Source organism: Erythrobacter sp. S57(2025) (assembly GCF_057365055.1).
This window is the reverse complement of record NZ_CP200299.1, coordinates 1696897-1713260: the sequence shown is the minus strand read 5'-3', so window position 1 is coordinate 1713260 and position 16364 is coordinate 1696897. Positions and strand designations below refer to the sequence as shown.

The following is a 16364-nucleotide window of genomic DNA, read 5'->3' as shown; positions in this document are numbered from 1 at the left end:
CCTGTTCACTCGCACGCTGTGCCACGCGCGCGGGTTTCATGCCATTTGTGGGTTAAGAAAGCTTGGTCTCCAATGAGCCTGTCCAATCACGGCACAATTCAGGCCCCAAATGAAAAGCCCCGCCGAGATTGCTCCCGGCGGGGCTTTCAACAGCCAACAGGCATGCGGGCTTTAGTGCCCAGCAAGTGCCGCGAGCAAAAGCAGCGCGACGATGTTGGTGATTTTGATCATCGGGTTCACGGCTGGACCTGCGGTATCTTTGTAAGGATCGCCAACAGTGTCACCGGTCACAGCCGCTTTGTGAGCTTCAGAGCCCTTACCGCCGTGATTGCCGTCTTCGATGTATTTCTTCGCATTGTCCCATGCGCCGCCACCGGCGGTCATGGAAAGCGCGACGAATAGACCGCCTACGATCACACCCAGAAGCAGTGCACCAAGTGCTGCAAACGCGTTATCCTGACCAGCGATCCAAAGGATCACATAGTAGGTGACAACGGGCGCAAGCACCGGAAGCAGTGACGGTACGATCATTTCCTTGATCGCAGCCTTCGTCACCAGGTCGACCGTACGAGCATAATCAGGGCGGCTGGTGCCCTTCATAATGCCAGGGTCTTTGGCAAACTGGTCACGCACATCGACAACCACGTCGCCCGCCGCGCGGCCCACAGCGGTCATGCCCATCGCACCGAAGAGGTACGGGAGCAATGCGCCGAGCAGTAGACCAACGATGACGTAGGGGTTTTCAAGGCTGAAATCGACATTCGCGCTTGGGAAGAACTCGCGAAGGTCGGCGGTGTAAGCCGCAAACAGCACGAGCGCTGCCAGACCAGCAGAACCGATGGCATACCCTTTGGTGACAGCTTTCGTCGTGTTGCCGACCGCGTCAAGCAGGTCGGTTTTCTCACGAACGCTTTCATCCAGTCCTGCCATTTCGGCGATACCACCAGCATTGTCGGTCACCGGACCATAAGCGTCGAGCGCGACGACCATACCTGCAAGAGCAAGCATCGCGGTTGCGCCGTACGCCAAACCGATCAAACCAGCGAGTTGGTATGCACCAATGATCGCTGCAATGATGACGATGGTTGGCAAAGCGGTCGATTCAAGGCTGATAGCCAGACCTTGGATCACGTTAGTGCCGTGGCCCGTTTCCGAAGCTTTGGCGATTGACTTCACCGGGCGATAGTTGGTGCCGGTGTAGTATTCGGTGATCCAGATGATGATCCCTGTCAGCGCAAGCCCGATGAGCGAGCAGTAGAACAGGTCACGGCCATGGAATTCCACGCCGCTTGGACCAGTGCCAAGAACCGTGTTCATGTCCGCACCAACCGAGCCAAGCGCATATTGCGTGACCAAATAGATCAGCGGGATTGCCAAAACGGCTGTAACGATGAAGCCTTTATACATCGCGCCCATCACATTGGTGCCATTGCCCAGACGGACAAAGTACGTGCCAATGATCGAGGTAACGATGCAAGCGCCGCCAATCAGCAGCGGCAAGGCCATAAGCGGCAGCAGAATGTCGCCAAGCTGCTCAGAGAACAGCAAAGCGGTCAGAACCATAGTCGCACCAACGGTAACGACGTATGTCTCAAACAAGTCAGCGGCCATACCAGCGCAGTCACCCACATTGTCGCCTACGTTATCGGCGATTGTGGCTGGGTTGCGGGGGTCATCCTCTGGGATCGATGCTTCGACTTTACCGACCAGGTCGGCGCCCACGTCAGCAGCTTTGGTGAAGATACCACCACCAAGACGTGCAAAGATCGAGATTAGCGATGCGCCAAAAGCGAGGCCAACCAAACCGTCAATTACGGTGCGGCTGTTCGCATCGAGAGCCATTGGGCCAACGAGCACATAGAAAAATACTGCGATCGCCAGCAGCGCAAGACCTGCCACCAGCATACCGGTGATGGCGCCTGCGCGGAAAGCGATGGTGAGGCCCTCTTGAAGGCCCTTCTCAGCAGCAGCAGCTGTTCGCACGTTTGAGCGGACCGAGATGTTCATCCCGATATAGCCCGCAACGCCTGAAAGCACCGCGCCGATTACAAATCCAACAGCTGGAATAACGCCAAGGAACAGTCCAACGATGACTGCAGCCACAACACCGACGATCCCGATGGTTGTGTATTGGCGGTTCAGATAGGCCTGTGCGCCTTCCTGAATGGCTCCAGCGATTTCTTGCATTTTTTCATTACCGGCGCTGGCACCCAGCACCTGGCGGCTTGTTACAAAGCCGTAGACGATGGCTAGCACGCCTAACCCGATTGATATGAGTATTAGGTCCACGAAGTATCCCCTCTCAAAGCGTGGAAATGCGCCTCTCGTTTTGTTTTACGGGCGCAAGGGCGACAGTCATACGTCGTGGTGGGCCGCTGACAAGCCGGAAAAGGGGGCGATTCAGCCCATTTCACCAGTTTTGGGGTCGAATTGGCACAGTATCTGGTCGGTTTGACCGATCAGCCGTGCTGATATCCCAAACCTTCGGCATTGATGATGGGTTCTCCATCGAGCGTCAGCGGGGCAAAACCGCGCGGTTCGACGCTGCCAATGCGCGTCGCCTCAGCAGGGCAGACAGCATCCGGCGACATGGTGAAGAGCAGTTCATAATCATCGCCCCACCGCATGCATTCTTCACGCCGTGTCTCAGCAGCCACGGGCACCTTACTGCTATCAATCGCAATGCTAACACTGCTTGCATTGGCAAGGCGGAAGGCGTCGATCAGTAAACCATCTGAGATATCCATCATCGCGCTGACATGCGGGGCTAACATGCGTCCTTCATCAATCCGTGGTTGCGGGCGATTGAATGCCTCAAGGTGTTCCTCAAACCCCTCAAACCCCATCATTGCGCAGCCCAGCGTGCCAGTGACAAACACAGCATCGCCAGCTTTTGCACCCATACGTGAGGGGACAGGACGGCAGGTGGCTCGCCCAATCGCGGTCATCGAATAGGTGCTTGCCCCGGTCGCTGCGACCGTGTCGCCTCCCATCAGTGGTACATTATAGGCGGTTAAAGCCTCGCGCAGTCCTTTAACGAACTGCAAGTCATTGCCGCCGAGCGAGTGGCCTTGGAGCACCCCAATTGGTTCTGCGCCTTTCGATGCAAGATCGGACAGATTGATTGCCACCAATTTCCAGGCGACGTCGGCCAAGTTTGCTTCTGGCCGGAAGTGCGTGCCTTCTGCCATCATCTCGTGATTGAAGATCAGCGTTTCGTCGCCAACCTCAAGCAACGCGCAATCATCATGCAAACCGTAAGCGCCGGGATGAAGCGGCAATGTGCGCAATGCTGAGAGATACTCGACTTCGGTCATTCAGGCGACCTTAGCCTAAGCGGGCTCATGAGCGAAATTGCTTGGCTGAGGCGTCTAGAATGCCGTTTACGAACTTGGCCTCTCGATCATCGAAGAAAGCCTTGGCCACATCGACATACTCGCTGATCGCTGTGGCAGTGGGGACGTCAGCGCGGGCAGCCAATTCGTAAGCGCCAGCGCGCAGAATTTGCAGCATTGTCTTATCAAGACGAACCAGGGTCCAACCTTCAGACAAATGCGATGTCAGCGCTTCGTCAATCTCATCGCGGCGAGCATCGACCCCGCGCACGAGATCGTCAAAGAAATCGACCTCGGCATCGGCGAACACTTCGCCTTCGTGCTCCTCGTCATCGACTTCTCTGCCAAGCCTGTGTTGGTGGAACTCATCTAGCAGCTTGTTGAGCGCGGTGCCCTCCATCTGTTGCTGGTAGAGCGCTTGAACGGCGGCAAGGCGCGCTGTTGAGCGGGCTTGGGAGCGGGCAGGTGTGTTCATTTGATCCGGAGCTCCACGGATTTGGCGTGAGCAGGTAGCCCTTCTGCGTGGGCAAGCGCGGCGGCAGCTGGGCCGATAGCGCCGAATGATGCCTCATCAAGGGAAATGAAGCTCGTGCGCTTCATAAAATCGAGCACCGAAAGGCCGCTTGAAAAGCGCGCGCGGCGGCCTGTCGGCAGGACGTGGTTGGGGCCAGCGACATAGTCGCCCACAGCCTCAGGCGTCATGCGGCCAAGGAAGACACTCCCAGCATGACGGATATTGGCCATCATCGCCTCTGGGTTTTCGATCGCTAGTTCCACATGTTCGGACGCCAAACGATTGATGAGAGCGGGGGCCTCTGCCTCAAGGTCATTTACAAGGATCACAACGCCGTGATCCTCCCAGCTCGCAGTTGCTGCTTTACTGGTTGAAAGCTGAGTTAGCTGAAGTGAGATGCAGTCCAGAACCATTTTGGCAAAACCGGCATCATCGGTGATCAGGATGGATTGTGAGCTCGGGTCATGCTCGGCTTGGCTGAGTAAGTCTGCCGCCGTCCAATCGGGATCATTCTGCCCGTCGGCCACCACCAAAATTTCACTGGGCCCTGCAACCATATCGATGCCTACAACGCCATAAAGCTGGCGCTTAGCTTCGGCGACAAAGGCATTTCCGGGTCCGGTGATGACATCAACGGGTTTGATCCGGTCTGTCCCATAAGCGAGCGCGCCCACAGCCTGAGCACCGCCAACGCGCCAGATCTCATCAATACCAGCGACATGGGCTGCGGCAAGAACGAGCGGATTGGAATTACCCTTTGGCGTAGGCGTAACCACGACAACGCGCTCCACGCCAGCAACACGAGCAGGGATCGCATTCATCAGCAGCGATGAGGGATAGGCTGCGCGGCCACCGGGCACATAAAGCCCCGCGGCATCAACCGCACGCCACGTGGCACCCAGCCTCACACCAGCCTCATCCGTGTAGTCCCGATCCTTGGGCAGTTGAGCCTCGTGATAGGAGCGAATTCGGGTGGCTGCGAGGTTTAGCGCATCGCGCAATTCCGGCTCGATTTCGTCGTAGGCTTCCTTGCAGCGTACAGCAGTGATCAGCCAATCTGCATCGTCGATCAGCGAATAGCCATCGTAGCGCTGCGTGTATTGAACCAGCGCATCGTCGCCGCCGGTCTTCACCGTGCGCAAGATGTCTTGCACCACACCGCTAACGTCATTGTCAGCCTCACGCCGGGCATCGACAACGCGTTTAAAGCGCTGCTCGAAATCGGGGTCCATGGTAGAGAGTTGAATCATTGTGACGCCTCTTTGGTCGTCCGGCTTTCAGCATCAGCGCGAAAAGCGGAAACCAGGTCAGCAACGCGCGCATCGGTTTTCAGTGCCGCACGATTCACAATCAGGCGGGCTGAAATGTCGATAATCCGCTGTGTTTCAACCAATCCGTTTTGCTTAAGGGTAGTCCCGGTTGAGACCAGATCAACGATCTGCCGCGCGAGGCCCAGAGAAGGCGCAAGCTCCATGGCGCCGTTCAACTTCACACATTCTGCCTGAATGCCTTGCTGTTCGAAATGGCGCGCGGTGAGGTTGGGGTATTTGGTGGCGATGCGAAGGTGGCTTGCGCTCGATGTTTCCTCAGGAGCATCAGCAAGACGGGCGACGGACAAACGACAATGCCCAATATCAAGATCGACGGGTGCATAGAGATCGGCGTAGTCAAATTCTTCGACCACATCCGAACCAACTATACCAACCTGTGCCGCTCCATGCGCAACGAAAGTTGCCACATCAAAGGCGCGCACACGGATCAGCCGCATATCCTCGCGCGTTGTATCAAAAGAAAGCGAGCGGTTAGACTTGTCGTGAAAGCCATCCTCAGGCACCACGCCAGCGCGCGCCATAACCGGCAGCGCTTCATCCAGGATGCGTCCCTTGGGAACCGCGAATGTCAATTGAGAGGATTGGAGCGTCATAGCGCGGCGGACTTAGGGATTAGCTCCCCAAAGGGCAACACAAACGAGCCGAGAAACAACTGAGACCAAAGCCAAGGGAGGTGGGACCGTGGCACAGCAAGACATAATGGCAATTGAAGAGTTCACTGCCGCGCTCGATTGGCAGGCCACCCATGCTGAGGAAAATGGCGCTCCATGCACGGCGCGCGTCGTTCGGGCTTTGGCCAAGGTTCGCGATGGCGACACCGCCACTGGGCGACGCATCGCCAATTGGCAGGGGCTGACTTTGAAAGATGCGATGCCGCTGCGCATCGCCGGCGGACTGCATCACCTTTTGCTGTCTGGGGCGGATGACCGATTGGCTCGTGTCTACAGTGGCCAGATCGCGGATCAGGGGCAAGTTGACCGGTTGGTGTGTGAGCTGGTTGAGATATTCGATACCGTGCTGCTCCCGTGGCTCGACGGGCCACCGCAGACCAATGAAGCGGGGCGCTCTGCCAGCATAATGGCGGGGCTTTTGTGGCTTTCGTACAAGGTTGCCCCGCGCTTTGACCTGTTCGAGCTTGGCGCGAGCGCCGGGGTGAACACGATGCTCGACCGCTATCATTTTCGCTTGGGCGAAACCGAAATAGGGCCCGCCAATTCTCCAATGCGAATTGCGCCTGAATGGCGGGGGGAGGGAGGCTCACCGCCGTCTGCTCCCGAAGGTTTCGCAATTCAATCGGTGCGCGGTTGTGATGTCGCGCCGATTGACCTTACCGAAACAGCAAGCGCCTTGCGTTTGAAAAGTTATGTCTGGCCTGACGCGCCTGCACGCATGGCCCGAATAGATGCAGCGATACAGCTTGCAAATGAAAGTCCACCCGACGTCGTGAGGCAGGATGCGGGCGAGTTTGTGGCAGAAATGTTGGCGAAAGCTCAACTTACTGGCACGACCAAGGCAATGTTTCATTCGATCATGTGGCAATATATGCCAGCGGCAACGCAAGAGGCGATTACCGCCGCATTCGAACGAGCGGGTGCGAATGCCACCCCAGATCGACCGCTTGGCTGGGTGAGCCTCGAGACCGATCCGGCGACATTTCGGCATGAGCTGAAGGTGCGTTATTGGGACGGCAAAACAAGCACAGGTGAACCGGTGCTGCTAAGCCACGCGCATCCGCATGGTGCTTGGGTAGAGTGGCTCGCCTCCTAGGGCGCAACCAGGAACGTTTCCATTGCGCTGATCACCGCCTCGGGCGCTTCCCATGGGACAAAGTGGCCGCAATCCGGCACTCTGTGAACGGTCAGCGGATCGACAATATCGTACAACCCATCCAAATTTTCAGGTGGCAGAGCAAGGTCGTCCATCGCCCAGATCACAAGCGTGGGGATAGTGAGTTTTGGTAGATTCGGTGCGGTGTATCCTTCGGGTAGCTCGAACGGTTCATCCATGGTGGGGACGACCATGGGACTGCCACGATAATAGTTCAGCATACCAAAACAGGCATCGCGGTCCTCCCAGTCCTTAAGCAGAATCGCGCGTTCTTCTGCTGGCATGGCGCTGGGCTTGTCCCACTCGACCTCTTTCAGCATGATACCAGTCAGGCCGCGTTCGCGCACCAGGTCGTCATTTGCGGTGTTACGGAAACCAGTGATGTACTGGCTCGCGTCGCGCTGGCCGGGGTGGGTGTAGAGCAGCTTTTGAAAAATCGCCGGGTGCGGGGCGTTGGCTATGATTGCTCGCGTTACCCGCGAATGCTGTCCGTTCAATGCCACACCCCAGGCAATCGCGCCGCCCCAATCGTGGCCGACAATGGTGAACGTATCGATCTCAAGCGCGTCGGCGAGTTGGAACACATCTCCGATCATCTTGTCAGGCGTGTAGGCCTCAACCTCTTGCGGTTTGGACGATCCGCGATAGCCGCGCTGGTCGGGCGCAATGCAGCGATACCGATCAGAGAAATGCGCGATTTGGTGGCGCCAAGTGCGGTGATTTTCAGGAAAGCCGTGCAGGAAAATGAGTGCGGGCCTTTCCTTTAGGCCTTCATCCACCACATCCAGATGGATACCATTGGCGAGCGTAATGCGCTTTTGCTCCATCTAGCTTACTCGCCTTCTTCCATGCGTTCCATATAGCCACTGGCTACCATCGCTGCGACTTGATCAAACAATGCATCAGGGGTTCGCCGCATATCGCCCATTGCCAGTTCCGCCCCTTGAGCAACGATGATCTCACGCTCTCCATTAGCCATCGCGTCAAGCATGGTCTTGGCGGCGTCAGTTGCGGGAATGCCCTCGTCAATCACCTTGTCGCTGACCCCGCGTTTTGATCCGTCTGCCACCATGGCATTGCGAGCCACATCGGTAGCGACTGAGCCGGGATAGATCACATGCACATTGACGCCGGTCTGCGACAGTTCTCCGCGCAAGGCATCTCCATATCCAGCCAGCCCAAATTTCACCGCGCTATAGGCGGTCCGCATGGGTACGCCGACTTTGCCGGCGATCGAAGAGATGAAAGCGATATTGCCGCTGCCACGCTCTGCCATGTGGCCGATTAGGCCCTGGCTAAAGGCAATCTGCGATGTCAGGTCGATATCGATAATATCGCGATAGACCTGCATGTCGGTCTTTAGTGCTCTGGATCGCTGCGAGACCCCTGCATTGGCAAAGGCAATGTCGACACCACCTTTCCAGCTAATCGCTTTGGCAGTGGCATCTGCGAGCGCATCATCATCGCGCACATCGAAAGGCAGGATGAGCGTTTCGCCGCAATCGCCTGCGACTTTAGAAAGACGCGTTTCGTCACGGCCCGACAAGACCACATGTGCACCGCGGCTGGCGATATCGCGCGCTAGTGCAGCGCCAATGCCCGATGATGCTCCTGTGATCCACGCTACCTTGCCCGCATAGTCCATCATTCTCTCCCGTTTGGCGAAAGGAATAGAGCGGCGGGATGCAAGGTGCAATCAGCTTGAGGTGCAATTTCCAAACGCACTGGCAATGATCTTTTGCAGATCTTCCGGAAACACTGCTTCGGGCCAATCGGACAGCTCCTCGCTGGTGAACCAGCGATGCTGTGTCATAACGCGCTGCTCCAACTCGGTGTGATGCGATGTGTCGATCGCCTGCTGGTCGACGCGTATCAGGAAGTAGCGCTCATCAGCTTGGACGCTTTCACCCTCAACGGTAATGAACTGGGGGGTGGTGCGGGCAATTTGGTTGCCGGGATCGGCAGTGATCCCCGTTTCCTCAAACAATTCGCGCCGCGCTGCGTCTTCAAAACTCTCGCCAGCCTCGCATTCACCGCCAGCGGTTACCCAAAAAGGCGGTCGATCTGCGACGTTAAAACGGAACATGAGCGCGCGGCTTTGTGCATTGAGCACGATGATCCGTGCTGAACGGCGCACGCGCAGATCATTGCCAAATTCATTCATCAAGCGGGTGCGCTGGCCTTGATCGCAACGGCATGGACACGTTGACCAACAATATCTCCAAGCGCCGCGATAACTGCACGCTGCCGGGCAAGACGGTTCATATCGGAGAACGCTGGCGCCTCGATCACTATGGTGAAGTGAGATTCGCCCGAGCCATCATCGCCCGCATGGCCGGAATGCTGCGCGCTATCATTGATAATTTCCAGACCCGTCGGCGCAAAAGCCGCTTCCAGAAGTCCCCGCATTTCCGCTGCTACTGTGCCGCTCATAGTGCCTAATGTCCCTTTTTGCATTCTGGTCTTGGAACTTGGGGCCCAAATCACCATTCTCAAGAGCTTATGGCGCAATCGCGATTCCATGGAAGGCACGAAGAGGCCAATCGCGTTTGCGAGCATCCCACTTGCCGTGAGCCCGGAGAATTTCGTGCGCCCGGTTATCGCCCTAGCGGTTTTGATGGCCCTGGTGAGTGGAGGTGGTTCTGCTTGGACCATGTGCGCGAATTTAATTCAGGCTATGACTGGTTCGAAGGGATGAGCGCTGAGGAGATCATCACGGCGCAATCTCCGGCGAGCGGTTGGCGCACGGAAAGCCCGTCGTTCAATCCGAGGGCAGCGGTTGATGGCCTGCCGCGTTGGGCGGACTTTGACGATCCTCTCGATGCGATTTCTGCCCGCGCAAACGGGATCAAAAGCAAAGCGCGCCGCGAAGCACAGATGGCGATGACCGGCAAATTCTCTAAGGATGAAGCTGAAGCGCTCGAGACGATGGGGTTAGGGTCTGACACGGACAGGCCTAAATTGCGGCGGCGCTATTCCGAATTGGTGCGACGGTATCACCCTGATCGCAATGGCGGCGATCGCCGATACGAGGCGCGCTTAACCAAGGTGGTTGATGCGTATCAGTTGCTGCGAAAGAGCGCAGCTTTGGCCTGATAATATAACCGGTTAGCGGCCCTTCATCAGAACAGGTTCGAACTCTCCGAAGATTAGGCGTGAGCCATCAAAGGGCGGTTCGCCCTCAGGGTAGCCTTCGAAGCCTTCGCCTTTACCCATTGCCTCTTTTGCTTTGTCGAGCGTTTCTTTGTCCGGCCAGATGACCCAGCCTGCGACAATTTTTTCACCTTCGGGCGCAGCAACCGCTTTGCGAAGGTCGGTCACTTTGCCGTCGGGCACATTGGCTTCCCACAGCTCCATTACTTCCAAAGCACCATGATCCATCGACCAATTGGCCATGAATTCGGCAGCTTCTTGATAGGCGTCTTTGTTGCTCTCGGGCACGGAAAGCATTGCGATGGCGATATACATTTTGTGTTCTCCCTCTGGCAAAGGTCTAATTCTGTTTGAATGCCCAGCGCAAGGTTTTGCCCACGCCCCATGTTGCCGCCCGGGCAGGAAGGGCGGTGAGGCCGGGGCGCTGTAGCCGAAGCATGGATCGGCCCCAATCGGGCAACATTGCAACCGCTTCTGCACCCAAGATCGCCTGAACGCCGGGCGGTGTGCCTTCTGGACGCTGCGTTAGAACAAGATTCGCAACTTCGCGCGCTTCAGGTGAGGCGCGAAGATCACCGCGCAATTCTCTGAAAATACTATCTGCTTCATTGCGGGTTTCTGGCACGGGATCGGCGCCCAGTGCGCGTGCTATTATCGCGAACTGGCGATAATATTCATCCTGATCAGCGTGCCGCATATTGGGCTGAACGTGTCTGATATAGCCAGCAAGGAAGCTTTGCGCCTCGACCACGTGGACCCAAGCCAGTGTGCGCGGATTGCTGGCCTCATACGGCGTGCCATCGGGCAGCGTTCCATTGACTTTGGCATGGATCGCATTGACCCTCTCAATCGCTGCTTTCGCGCGGGTTTCATGACCAAATGTCGTCACAGCGATAAACTGGGCAGTGCGTCGAAGGCGGCCATGCATGTCTTCGCGAAAGTTGGAGTGGTCGAGCACGCCCTGCAATGCCTCTGGATGGAGCATTTGCAGCAGCAAGCTTCTGATACCGCCTGTCATCATTCCCACCAGATCAGCATGAACCATGCGGATTGGCGTATCTTTGGCGAATAGAGCCTCGTCCGATGGAGGGACCGGCTTTTGCCCGGCAGCACGATCATTGAAGACACCGCGAACCTGATCAACAAGTTTAAGGCGCAAAGATTCAATGGGATCGGGCATTTTAGGGAATGTAATCACACAGATCGAATTTTTCGAGCGAAGTTTGCCTTTTGAATGCCGCCTTTCGAGCCCACTTACAAAGGATGGCAGTAAACGCGAACTTTGACGAACCAGTGATCGTGCATACCAACTCGCTTGATTGGGTGCCATCGCCCATGAAGGGTGTAGACCGACGCATGCTGGATCGTATTGGCGGCGAAGTGGCGCGCGCAACCTCACTCGTGCGCTATGCTAAAGGCAGCGCTTTTCCCGAACATACGCATTCGGGCGGTGAGGAGTTCATCGTGCTTGAAGGTGTATTTCAGGATGAGCACGGAAACTATCCTGCAGGCACCTATGTGCGAAATCCTGTGGGTACGCATCACATTCCCGGATCGGAGCCGGGTTGCACTATCTTCGTAAAGCTCTGGCAGTTCGACCCGACCGATCAGGATCAATTGGCGATCGATCTAAACTCCGTCGAAATGGCGAAGGATCCTACGCGGCCCGGAGTGCTCAGCGCCGTGCTGGCCGATCGTGCTTATGAGCATGTCTCGCTGGAGCAATGGGATGCGGGCGCGACAGCCGAGATATCAGATACTGGCGGCGTCGAAGCTTTGGTTTTGGCCGGTGAGATCATGATCAATGATGACACTTTGGGCCGCAATGATTGGCTGCGTCTACCGGCGGGTCACAAGGCGCAAATTCAAGGGGGGACCAAGGGCGCACAGCTTTGGATCAAGCGCGGTCACCTCAGAGAAATTCGCTTGCCAGATAGCGCCTGATTTCGCTGTATGAGTCTCAATTCGCAACGCAACTCTTGCAGCCCTCGCATTAGGCCATTAACGCGCGTTTCGTAATGACCTCACACTCATCCGAAGAATTCGCCGGCTCCTCTGCCATTCCCACCGAGCCTAACGCCATGGTCGATGTGCGCGATGTGTTTGGAGTGGACGTTGATTGGCAAATCCCCGCTTTTGCAGAGCCCAGCGAACATGTGCCCGAGCTTGACGAAAGCTATGTTTTCGATCCCGAGACAACTCTCGCGATCCTGGCTGGTTTTGCGCATAATCGCCGCGTGATGGTGCAGGGCTATCACGGCACAGGTAAATCAACGCATATTGAGCAGGTCGCAGCGCGCCTCAATTGGCCGAGCATCCGTGTAAACCTCGACGCGCATATAAGTCGCATCGACTTAATCGGACGCGACGCCATCGTGTTGAAGGATGGCCTTCAGGTTACTGAGTTTAAAGAAGGCATTCTTCCTTGGGCGTTGCAGCACCCCGTTGCTTTGACTTTTGACGAATACGACGCAGGTCGCCCTGATGTAATGTTTGTGATCCAGCGCGTTCTGGAATTTGATGGTCGGCTGACCCTGCTTGACCAGAACCGTGTGATTACGCCGAACCCGTATTTCCGCCTTTTCGCGACGACTAACACGGTCGGCCTTGGCGATACGAGCGGTCTTTATCACGGCACGCAGGCGATCAACCAAGCGCAGATGGATCGTTGGAACATCGTATGCGCGCTGAATTATCTGCCTGCTGAAACTGAGCAACAGATCGTCAAATCAAAGACACCTGATACCGATGACGCGATGATCGCGGATATGGTCAAGGTTGCCGAATTGACGCGTCAGGGCTTCATGAACGGCGATATCTCAACCGTCATGAGCCCGCGCACGGTCATCACATGGGCGCAAAACGCGGCGATCTTCAAGTCAGTTGGATTTGCCTTCCGCCTCTCCTTCCTCAACAAATGCGACGAAGCAGAGCGCACATTGGTGAGCGAGTACTACCAGCGCGTGTTTGATGAGGACCTGCCAGAGGGCGCAGCATAAGCGAACTTGCAATTGGGCGTGTTAGGCTGCTAACACACTCACACAATGGCGCTGTTTGAGAAATTCTGGAAACGGGGAAAGCGTGGCTCTGATGAGCCGGGCTACTACGCGCTTTACGATAGCCAGCGCCCCTATGATCTGGATGATGGGCCGCAAGTCTACAGGCCGGCAGGCTCAACAGATTTCGACAGTTGGGATTCGCAGCTTGCCGATGTTGACGGCGCAGTCACGCGAGAAGAGCGCCGGCGCTTGCCGCTATGGAAGCGTGCCTATTGGCAGGGGCGGCGCAAACGCTGGTGGGCAGTGCGCATCGTGGCGGCGTGTTTTGTACTGCTGCTTGTGATGGTCGCTTGGCTCGCCATCACCGCGCCGCTTTCGAAAAGCCTTGAACCTATTGCAGCGCCGCAGGTCACCTTGCTCGCAAGTGACGGCACGCCGATTGCTCGGCATGGGGCGATGGTGGACGCCCCCGTTGAGGTTGAGAAGCTACCTCCGCATGTAATCGAGGCATTTCTCGCCATTGAGGATCGCCGGTTCTATTCGCATTGGGGGATCGACCCACGCGGGATCGCGCGCGCGATATGGACGGGCAGAGGCGGTGGTAGCACGATCACACAGCAGCTCGCCAAATTTACCTTCCTGACGCCCGAGCAAAGCCTCAGCCGCAAAGCGCGAGAGGCGATGATCGCTTTGTGGCTTGAAGGGTGGCTGACCAAGAATCAGATACTCGAACGGTATTTGTCCAACGCCTATTTTGGTGACAATCAATATGGCTTGCGCGCGGCAAGCCTGCACTATTTCTATCGCCAGCCCGAAAACCTGAAACCCGAACAAGCAGCAATGCTGGCTGGATTGTTACAAGCGCCATCGCGCTATGCTCCGACCAAGCATTACGACCGGGCCAAAGCGCGGATGGATCAGGTGATCGGATCCATGGTGGCAGCGGAATACATCACGCAGGCCGAAGCTGATGCGCTTCCCGACCCAAAACTGGACGTTCGAACGAAGAATGACCTGCCTACGGGCACATATTTTGCGGATTGGGCTCTGCCTATCGCGCGCGAAGATATGGAGGCAGGCTACGCTCGGCAAGTTGTGACCACGACGCTCGATGCACAGCTACAGGCGCTGGCCAATAGGGTTACCAGCCGCGCTGCTTTGGGTGATGCACAAGTCGCACTCGTTGCGATGCGGCCAACGGGCGAAGTGGTCGCCATGGTCGGGGGCAAGAGCTATGCGGATAGCCCATTTAACCGCGCAACACAGGCCAAACGCCAGCCTGGTTCCACCTTCAAACTGTTCGTCTACCTTGCCGCCCTTGAAGCAGGTTGGTCGCCGGAAGACACGATTGCCAACACGCCGATCGAAACCGGTTCCTACCGGCCCAAGAACTCTCGCGACCGTTACTCTGAAGAGATCACGCTAGAGGACGCCTTCGCTTCATCTAGCAATGTTGCGGCTGTACGATTGTTCAATGAGGTAGGCAGCGAACGGGTGATCCGTATGGCGCAATCATTGGGGGTAAGATCCCCTATGACGGAGGGCGATCCCAGCCTCGCACTCGGCACATCGACCATGAGCCTGCTTGAACTTACCTCCGCCTATGCAGGTGTGGCCGCCAATGAATTTCCAGTGCGCCCCTATGCATTCGAAGAAGAGGAGCAGGGCTTTTTCGAGTGGATTTGGGAGTTGTTGACCAGCCCATCTTCAAGCGCGTCCTGGGGCGCACATGAGGGTATCGAAACGATGCTGCGCGCAGCCATAAATCGCGGGACGGGCGAGGCTGCCGAATTGCCGATTGCGAATTACGGCAAGACAGGCACAACGCAAAATTACCGTGATGCTTTGTTCGTGGGATATGCGGGTGATCTTGTGGTCGGCGTATGGGTCGGAAATGATGACAACTCCCCAATGGGGCAGGTGACGGGAGGCGGATTGCCAGCGCGCATCTGGAAGGATTTCATGCGCAGTGCGCTGTCACTTCCTGCACCAAAGCCCAGCCGCGCACCCGATCCGCAGGGGCCTGTGCAACCATTCGATATCGAAGAGGGCGAGGAAATTCCTCTGGGTGAAGATGGCACTGCCCTGCGCTTTGAAGAAGAAGGTATCGTGCTCACTCAGGACGGCGTCCCGATTGAACTTCGCCTCGATGAAGACGGATTTCGGATCGAAGAGACTGAGCCGCAGGACTAGCCCATCAGGACATTCATGATTGCGGTTGCAATCGGGCGATCGCGGTCACTCTGCCATGCCTCTACAGCGATGTTTGCATTCCGCCGCCCAAGCCGGGTTATTCGCCCCTTGGCAAAGCTGGGTTGCGACTTTCCTGCTGACAGATACTGCACAGTGATGTTCACCGGCTTGATCTGGGCCTCGCGTTCGTCCTCCAAAAGGCGGGCGCGCAACGCTGAATAACCTGCATTCTCGAGCAATCCGGCGGTTGCGCCACCGTGATAATGTTGCGGGCGCCCTTCGACATTGGGGCCAAAATCGACCGTCAGCACCGGCACGCCCTCTTCGATATCGCAGACAGAGATGCCAAGCGCTTTGGCATAGGCTGGTAGCTCAGGCTTACGCATCGCCAGTTCCCGCTTCGCTGACTTCCAAAGAATTCGCAGGCACTTTGCCCTGACGCGGGTCTTTGCCAATTGTCATGAAAACACCTGCGATATGCGCAACAGGATCACTGGCATCGCCATCATGCGCAATCCCTCGCACAAAAGCGGCTGACCTTGTGGTGCGATAACATTCTACTCGACCGCGCACTGAATTTCGCTCGCGTGCCGGGCGCTGATAATCGACCCGCAGATCAAGCGTGGCAATTGGGGTGAAAGTCCCCAGCTTTTGCCAAATGGACATGCCGCTTGCCATGTCCATCAGGCTGATAATGGGGCCAGAGGCAAGCACGCCGCGATCCAGTTCACCCAAGAGTTCTTCGCGCCAAGGTAATTCTATTTCAACCCAATTGGGACCGTGGTCGCAATAGCGCAACCCTAGCCAGCCGGTATGGCCCCCGCGAAAGAAAAACTTTCCAGCTTCTCTAGCATTAAAACCATGCAATACTCTATCATTATTTTGGTTCATTACGGTGTATCGCTATTTCACTAATTTAATGCTTAAAGAAATTTCATTTCAACATTTGGAATTCGTTCGCAAATTGAGCGGGCCTTGCGAACTTGTCGTGAGGCCAACAACCCTCAAGAAG

Annotated in this window: 18 protein-coding genes; 5 read left to right on the top strand and 13 right to left on the bottom strand. The window is 56.6% G+C overall.

The window, feature by feature from the left end; genetic code table 11:
* Window positions 1–171: 171 nt before the first annotated feature.
* The 5 genes from AC0V6N_RS08355 to hisG all read right to left on the bottom strand — a co-directional run bounded on the left by AC0V6N_RS08355 (window position 172) and on the right by hisG (window position 5773).
* Window positions 172–2289, bottom strand: a complete 2118-nt coding sequence (locus AC0V6N_RS08355; RefSeq protein WP_486171111.1) for a sodium-translocating pyrophosphatase — start codon at window positions 2287–2289, stop codon at window positions 172–174.
* Between the two features lie 170 nt (window positions 2290–2459).
* Complete coding sequence (gene thiL, locus AC0V6N_RS08350; protein WP_486171110.1) at window positions 2460–3317, bottom strand: thiamine-phosphate kinase; 858 nt, start codon at window positions 3315–3317, stop codon at window positions 2460–2462.
* Between the two features lie 25 nt (window positions 3318–3342).
* Window positions 3343–3810 carry a transcription antitermination factor NusB gene (nusB, locus tag AC0V6N_RS08345; protein WP_486171109.1) on the bottom strand — a complete coding sequence of 156 codons (468 nt, stop codon included), beginning with the start codon at window positions 3808–3810 and terminating at the stop codon, window positions 3343–3345.
* Window positions 3807–5099 carry a histidinol dehydrogenase gene (hisD, locus tag AC0V6N_RS08340; RefSeq protein WP_486171108.1) on the bottom strand — a complete coding sequence of 431 codons (1293 nt, stop codon included), beginning with the start codon at window positions 5097–5099 and terminating at the stop codon, window positions 3807–3809. The genes nusB and hisD overlap by 4 nt, the downstream gene beginning before the upstream one ends.
* Window positions 5096–5773 (bottom strand): ATP phosphoribosyltransferase, encoded by a 678-nt coding sequence (gene hisG, locus AC0V6N_RS08335; RefSeq protein ID WP_486171107.1) that lies wholly within the window; start codon window positions 5771–5773, stop codon window positions 5096–5098. Before hisG ends, hisD begins: the two co-directional genes overlap by 4 nt.
* Window positions 5774–5879: 106 nt before the next feature.
* Between hisG and AC0V6N_RS08330 the strand changes: the two genes are divergently transcribed.
* The gene (locus AC0V6N_RS08330; protein WP_486172453.1) at window positions 5880–6947 is read left to right on the top strand and encodes a DUF2332 domain-containing protein; all 1068 of its coding nucleotides are present in this window, start codon (window positions 5880–5882) and stop codon (window positions 6945–6947) included.
* On the opposite strand, the gene AC0V6N_RS08325 is transcribed toward AC0V6N_RS08330, so the two are convergent.
* Genes AC0V6N_RS08325 through AC0V6N_RS08310 form a run of 4 tightly spaced genes read right to left on the bottom strand, consistent with a single transcriptional unit; the run spans window position 6944 to window position 9440 of the window.
* Window positions 6944–7834, bottom strand: coding sequence for an alpha/beta fold hydrolase (locus AC0V6N_RS08325; RefSeq protein ID WP_486171106.1), 891 nt, complete (start codon window positions 7832–7834; stop codon window positions 6944–6946). The genes AC0V6N_RS08330 and AC0V6N_RS08325 overlap by 4 nt on opposite strands.
* A gap of 5 nt (window positions 7835–7839) precedes the next feature.
* Window positions 7840–8652: an SDR family NAD(P)-dependent oxidoreductase gene (locus AC0V6N_RS08320; protein WP_486172452.1), complete on the bottom strand. Its 813-nt coding sequence runs from the start codon at window positions 8650–8652 to the stop codon at window positions 7840–7842.
* Between the two features lie 51 nt (window positions 8653–8703).
* A complete protein-coding gene (locus AC0V6N_RS08315) occupies window positions 8704–9171 on the bottom strand; it encodes an NUDIX hydrolase (protein WP_486171105.1) in 468 nt (155 codons plus the stop codon).
* Window positions 9171–9440, bottom strand: a complete 270-nt coding sequence (locus tag AC0V6N_RS08310; protein ID WP_486171104.1) for a BolA family protein — start codon at window positions 9438–9440, stop codon at window positions 9171–9173. Before AC0V6N_RS08310 ends, AC0V6N_RS08315 begins: the two co-directional genes overlap by 1 nt.
* Window positions 9441–9509: 69 nt before the next feature.
* Between AC0V6N_RS08310 and AC0V6N_RS08305 the strand changes: the two genes are divergently transcribed.
* Window positions 9510–10103 (top strand): J domain-containing protein, encoded by a 594-nt coding sequence (locus tag AC0V6N_RS08305; protein ID WP_486171103.1) that lies wholly within the window; start codon window positions 9510–9512, stop codon window positions 10101–10103.
* A gap of 12 nt (window positions 10104–10115) precedes the next feature.
* Here AC0V6N_RS08305 and AC0V6N_RS08300 read toward each other — a convergent pair whose 3' ends face one another.
* On the bottom strand, window positions 10116–10475 hold the full coding sequence (locus AC0V6N_RS08300; protein ID WP_486171102.1) for a DUF1428 domain-containing protein: 360 nt from the start codon (window positions 10473–10475) through the stop codon (window positions 10116–10118).
* 25 nt (window positions 10476–10500) lie between these two features.
* Window positions 10501–11340: an oxygenase MpaB family protein gene (locus AC0V6N_RS08295; protein ID WP_486171101.1), complete on the bottom strand. Its 840-nt coding sequence runs from the start codon at window positions 11338–11340 to the stop codon at window positions 10501–10503.
* An 83-nt stretch (window positions 11341–11423) separates the two neighbouring features.
* Here AC0V6N_RS08295 and AC0V6N_RS08290 point away from each other — a divergent pair, with 83 nt between their 5' ends.
* The 3 genes from AC0V6N_RS08290 (at window position 11424) to AC0V6N_RS08280 (ending at window position 15352) form a co-directional block, all read left to right on the top strand.
* Entirely contained in the window at window positions 11424–12104 is a 681-nt protein-coding gene (locus AC0V6N_RS08290; protein WP_486171100.1) for a cupin domain-containing protein, read from the top strand.
* 74 nt (window positions 12105–12178) lie between these two features.
* Window positions 12179–13159, top strand: coding sequence for an AAA family ATPase (locus AC0V6N_RS08285; RefSeq protein ID WP_486171099.1), 981 nt, complete (start codon window positions 12179–12181; stop codon window positions 13157–13159).
* A gap of 45 nt (window positions 13160–13204) precedes the next feature.
* On the top strand, window positions 13205–15352 hold the full coding sequence (locus tag AC0V6N_RS08280) for a transglycosylase domain-containing protein (RefSeq protein ID WP_486171098.1): 2148 nt from the start codon (window positions 13205–13207) through the stop codon (window positions 15350–15352).
* Here the strand turns inward: AC0V6N_RS08280 and AC0V6N_RS08275 are convergent.
* Together AC0V6N_RS08275 and AC0V6N_RS08270 are read right to left on the bottom strand one after the other, a co-directional pair.
* Window positions 15349–15738, bottom strand: coding sequence for a PaaI family thioesterase (locus AC0V6N_RS08275; RefSeq protein WP_486171097.1), 390 nt, complete (start codon window positions 15736–15738; stop codon window positions 15349–15351). The genes AC0V6N_RS08280 and AC0V6N_RS08275 overlap by 4 nt on opposite strands.
* Window positions 15731–16243, bottom strand: coding sequence for a PaaI family thioesterase (locus AC0V6N_RS08270; protein WP_486171096.1), 513 nt, complete (start codon window positions 16241–16243; stop codon window positions 15731–15733). The genes AC0V6N_RS08275 and AC0V6N_RS08270 overlap by 8 nt, the downstream gene beginning before the upstream one ends.
* Window positions 16244–16364 lie beyond the last annotated feature (121 nt).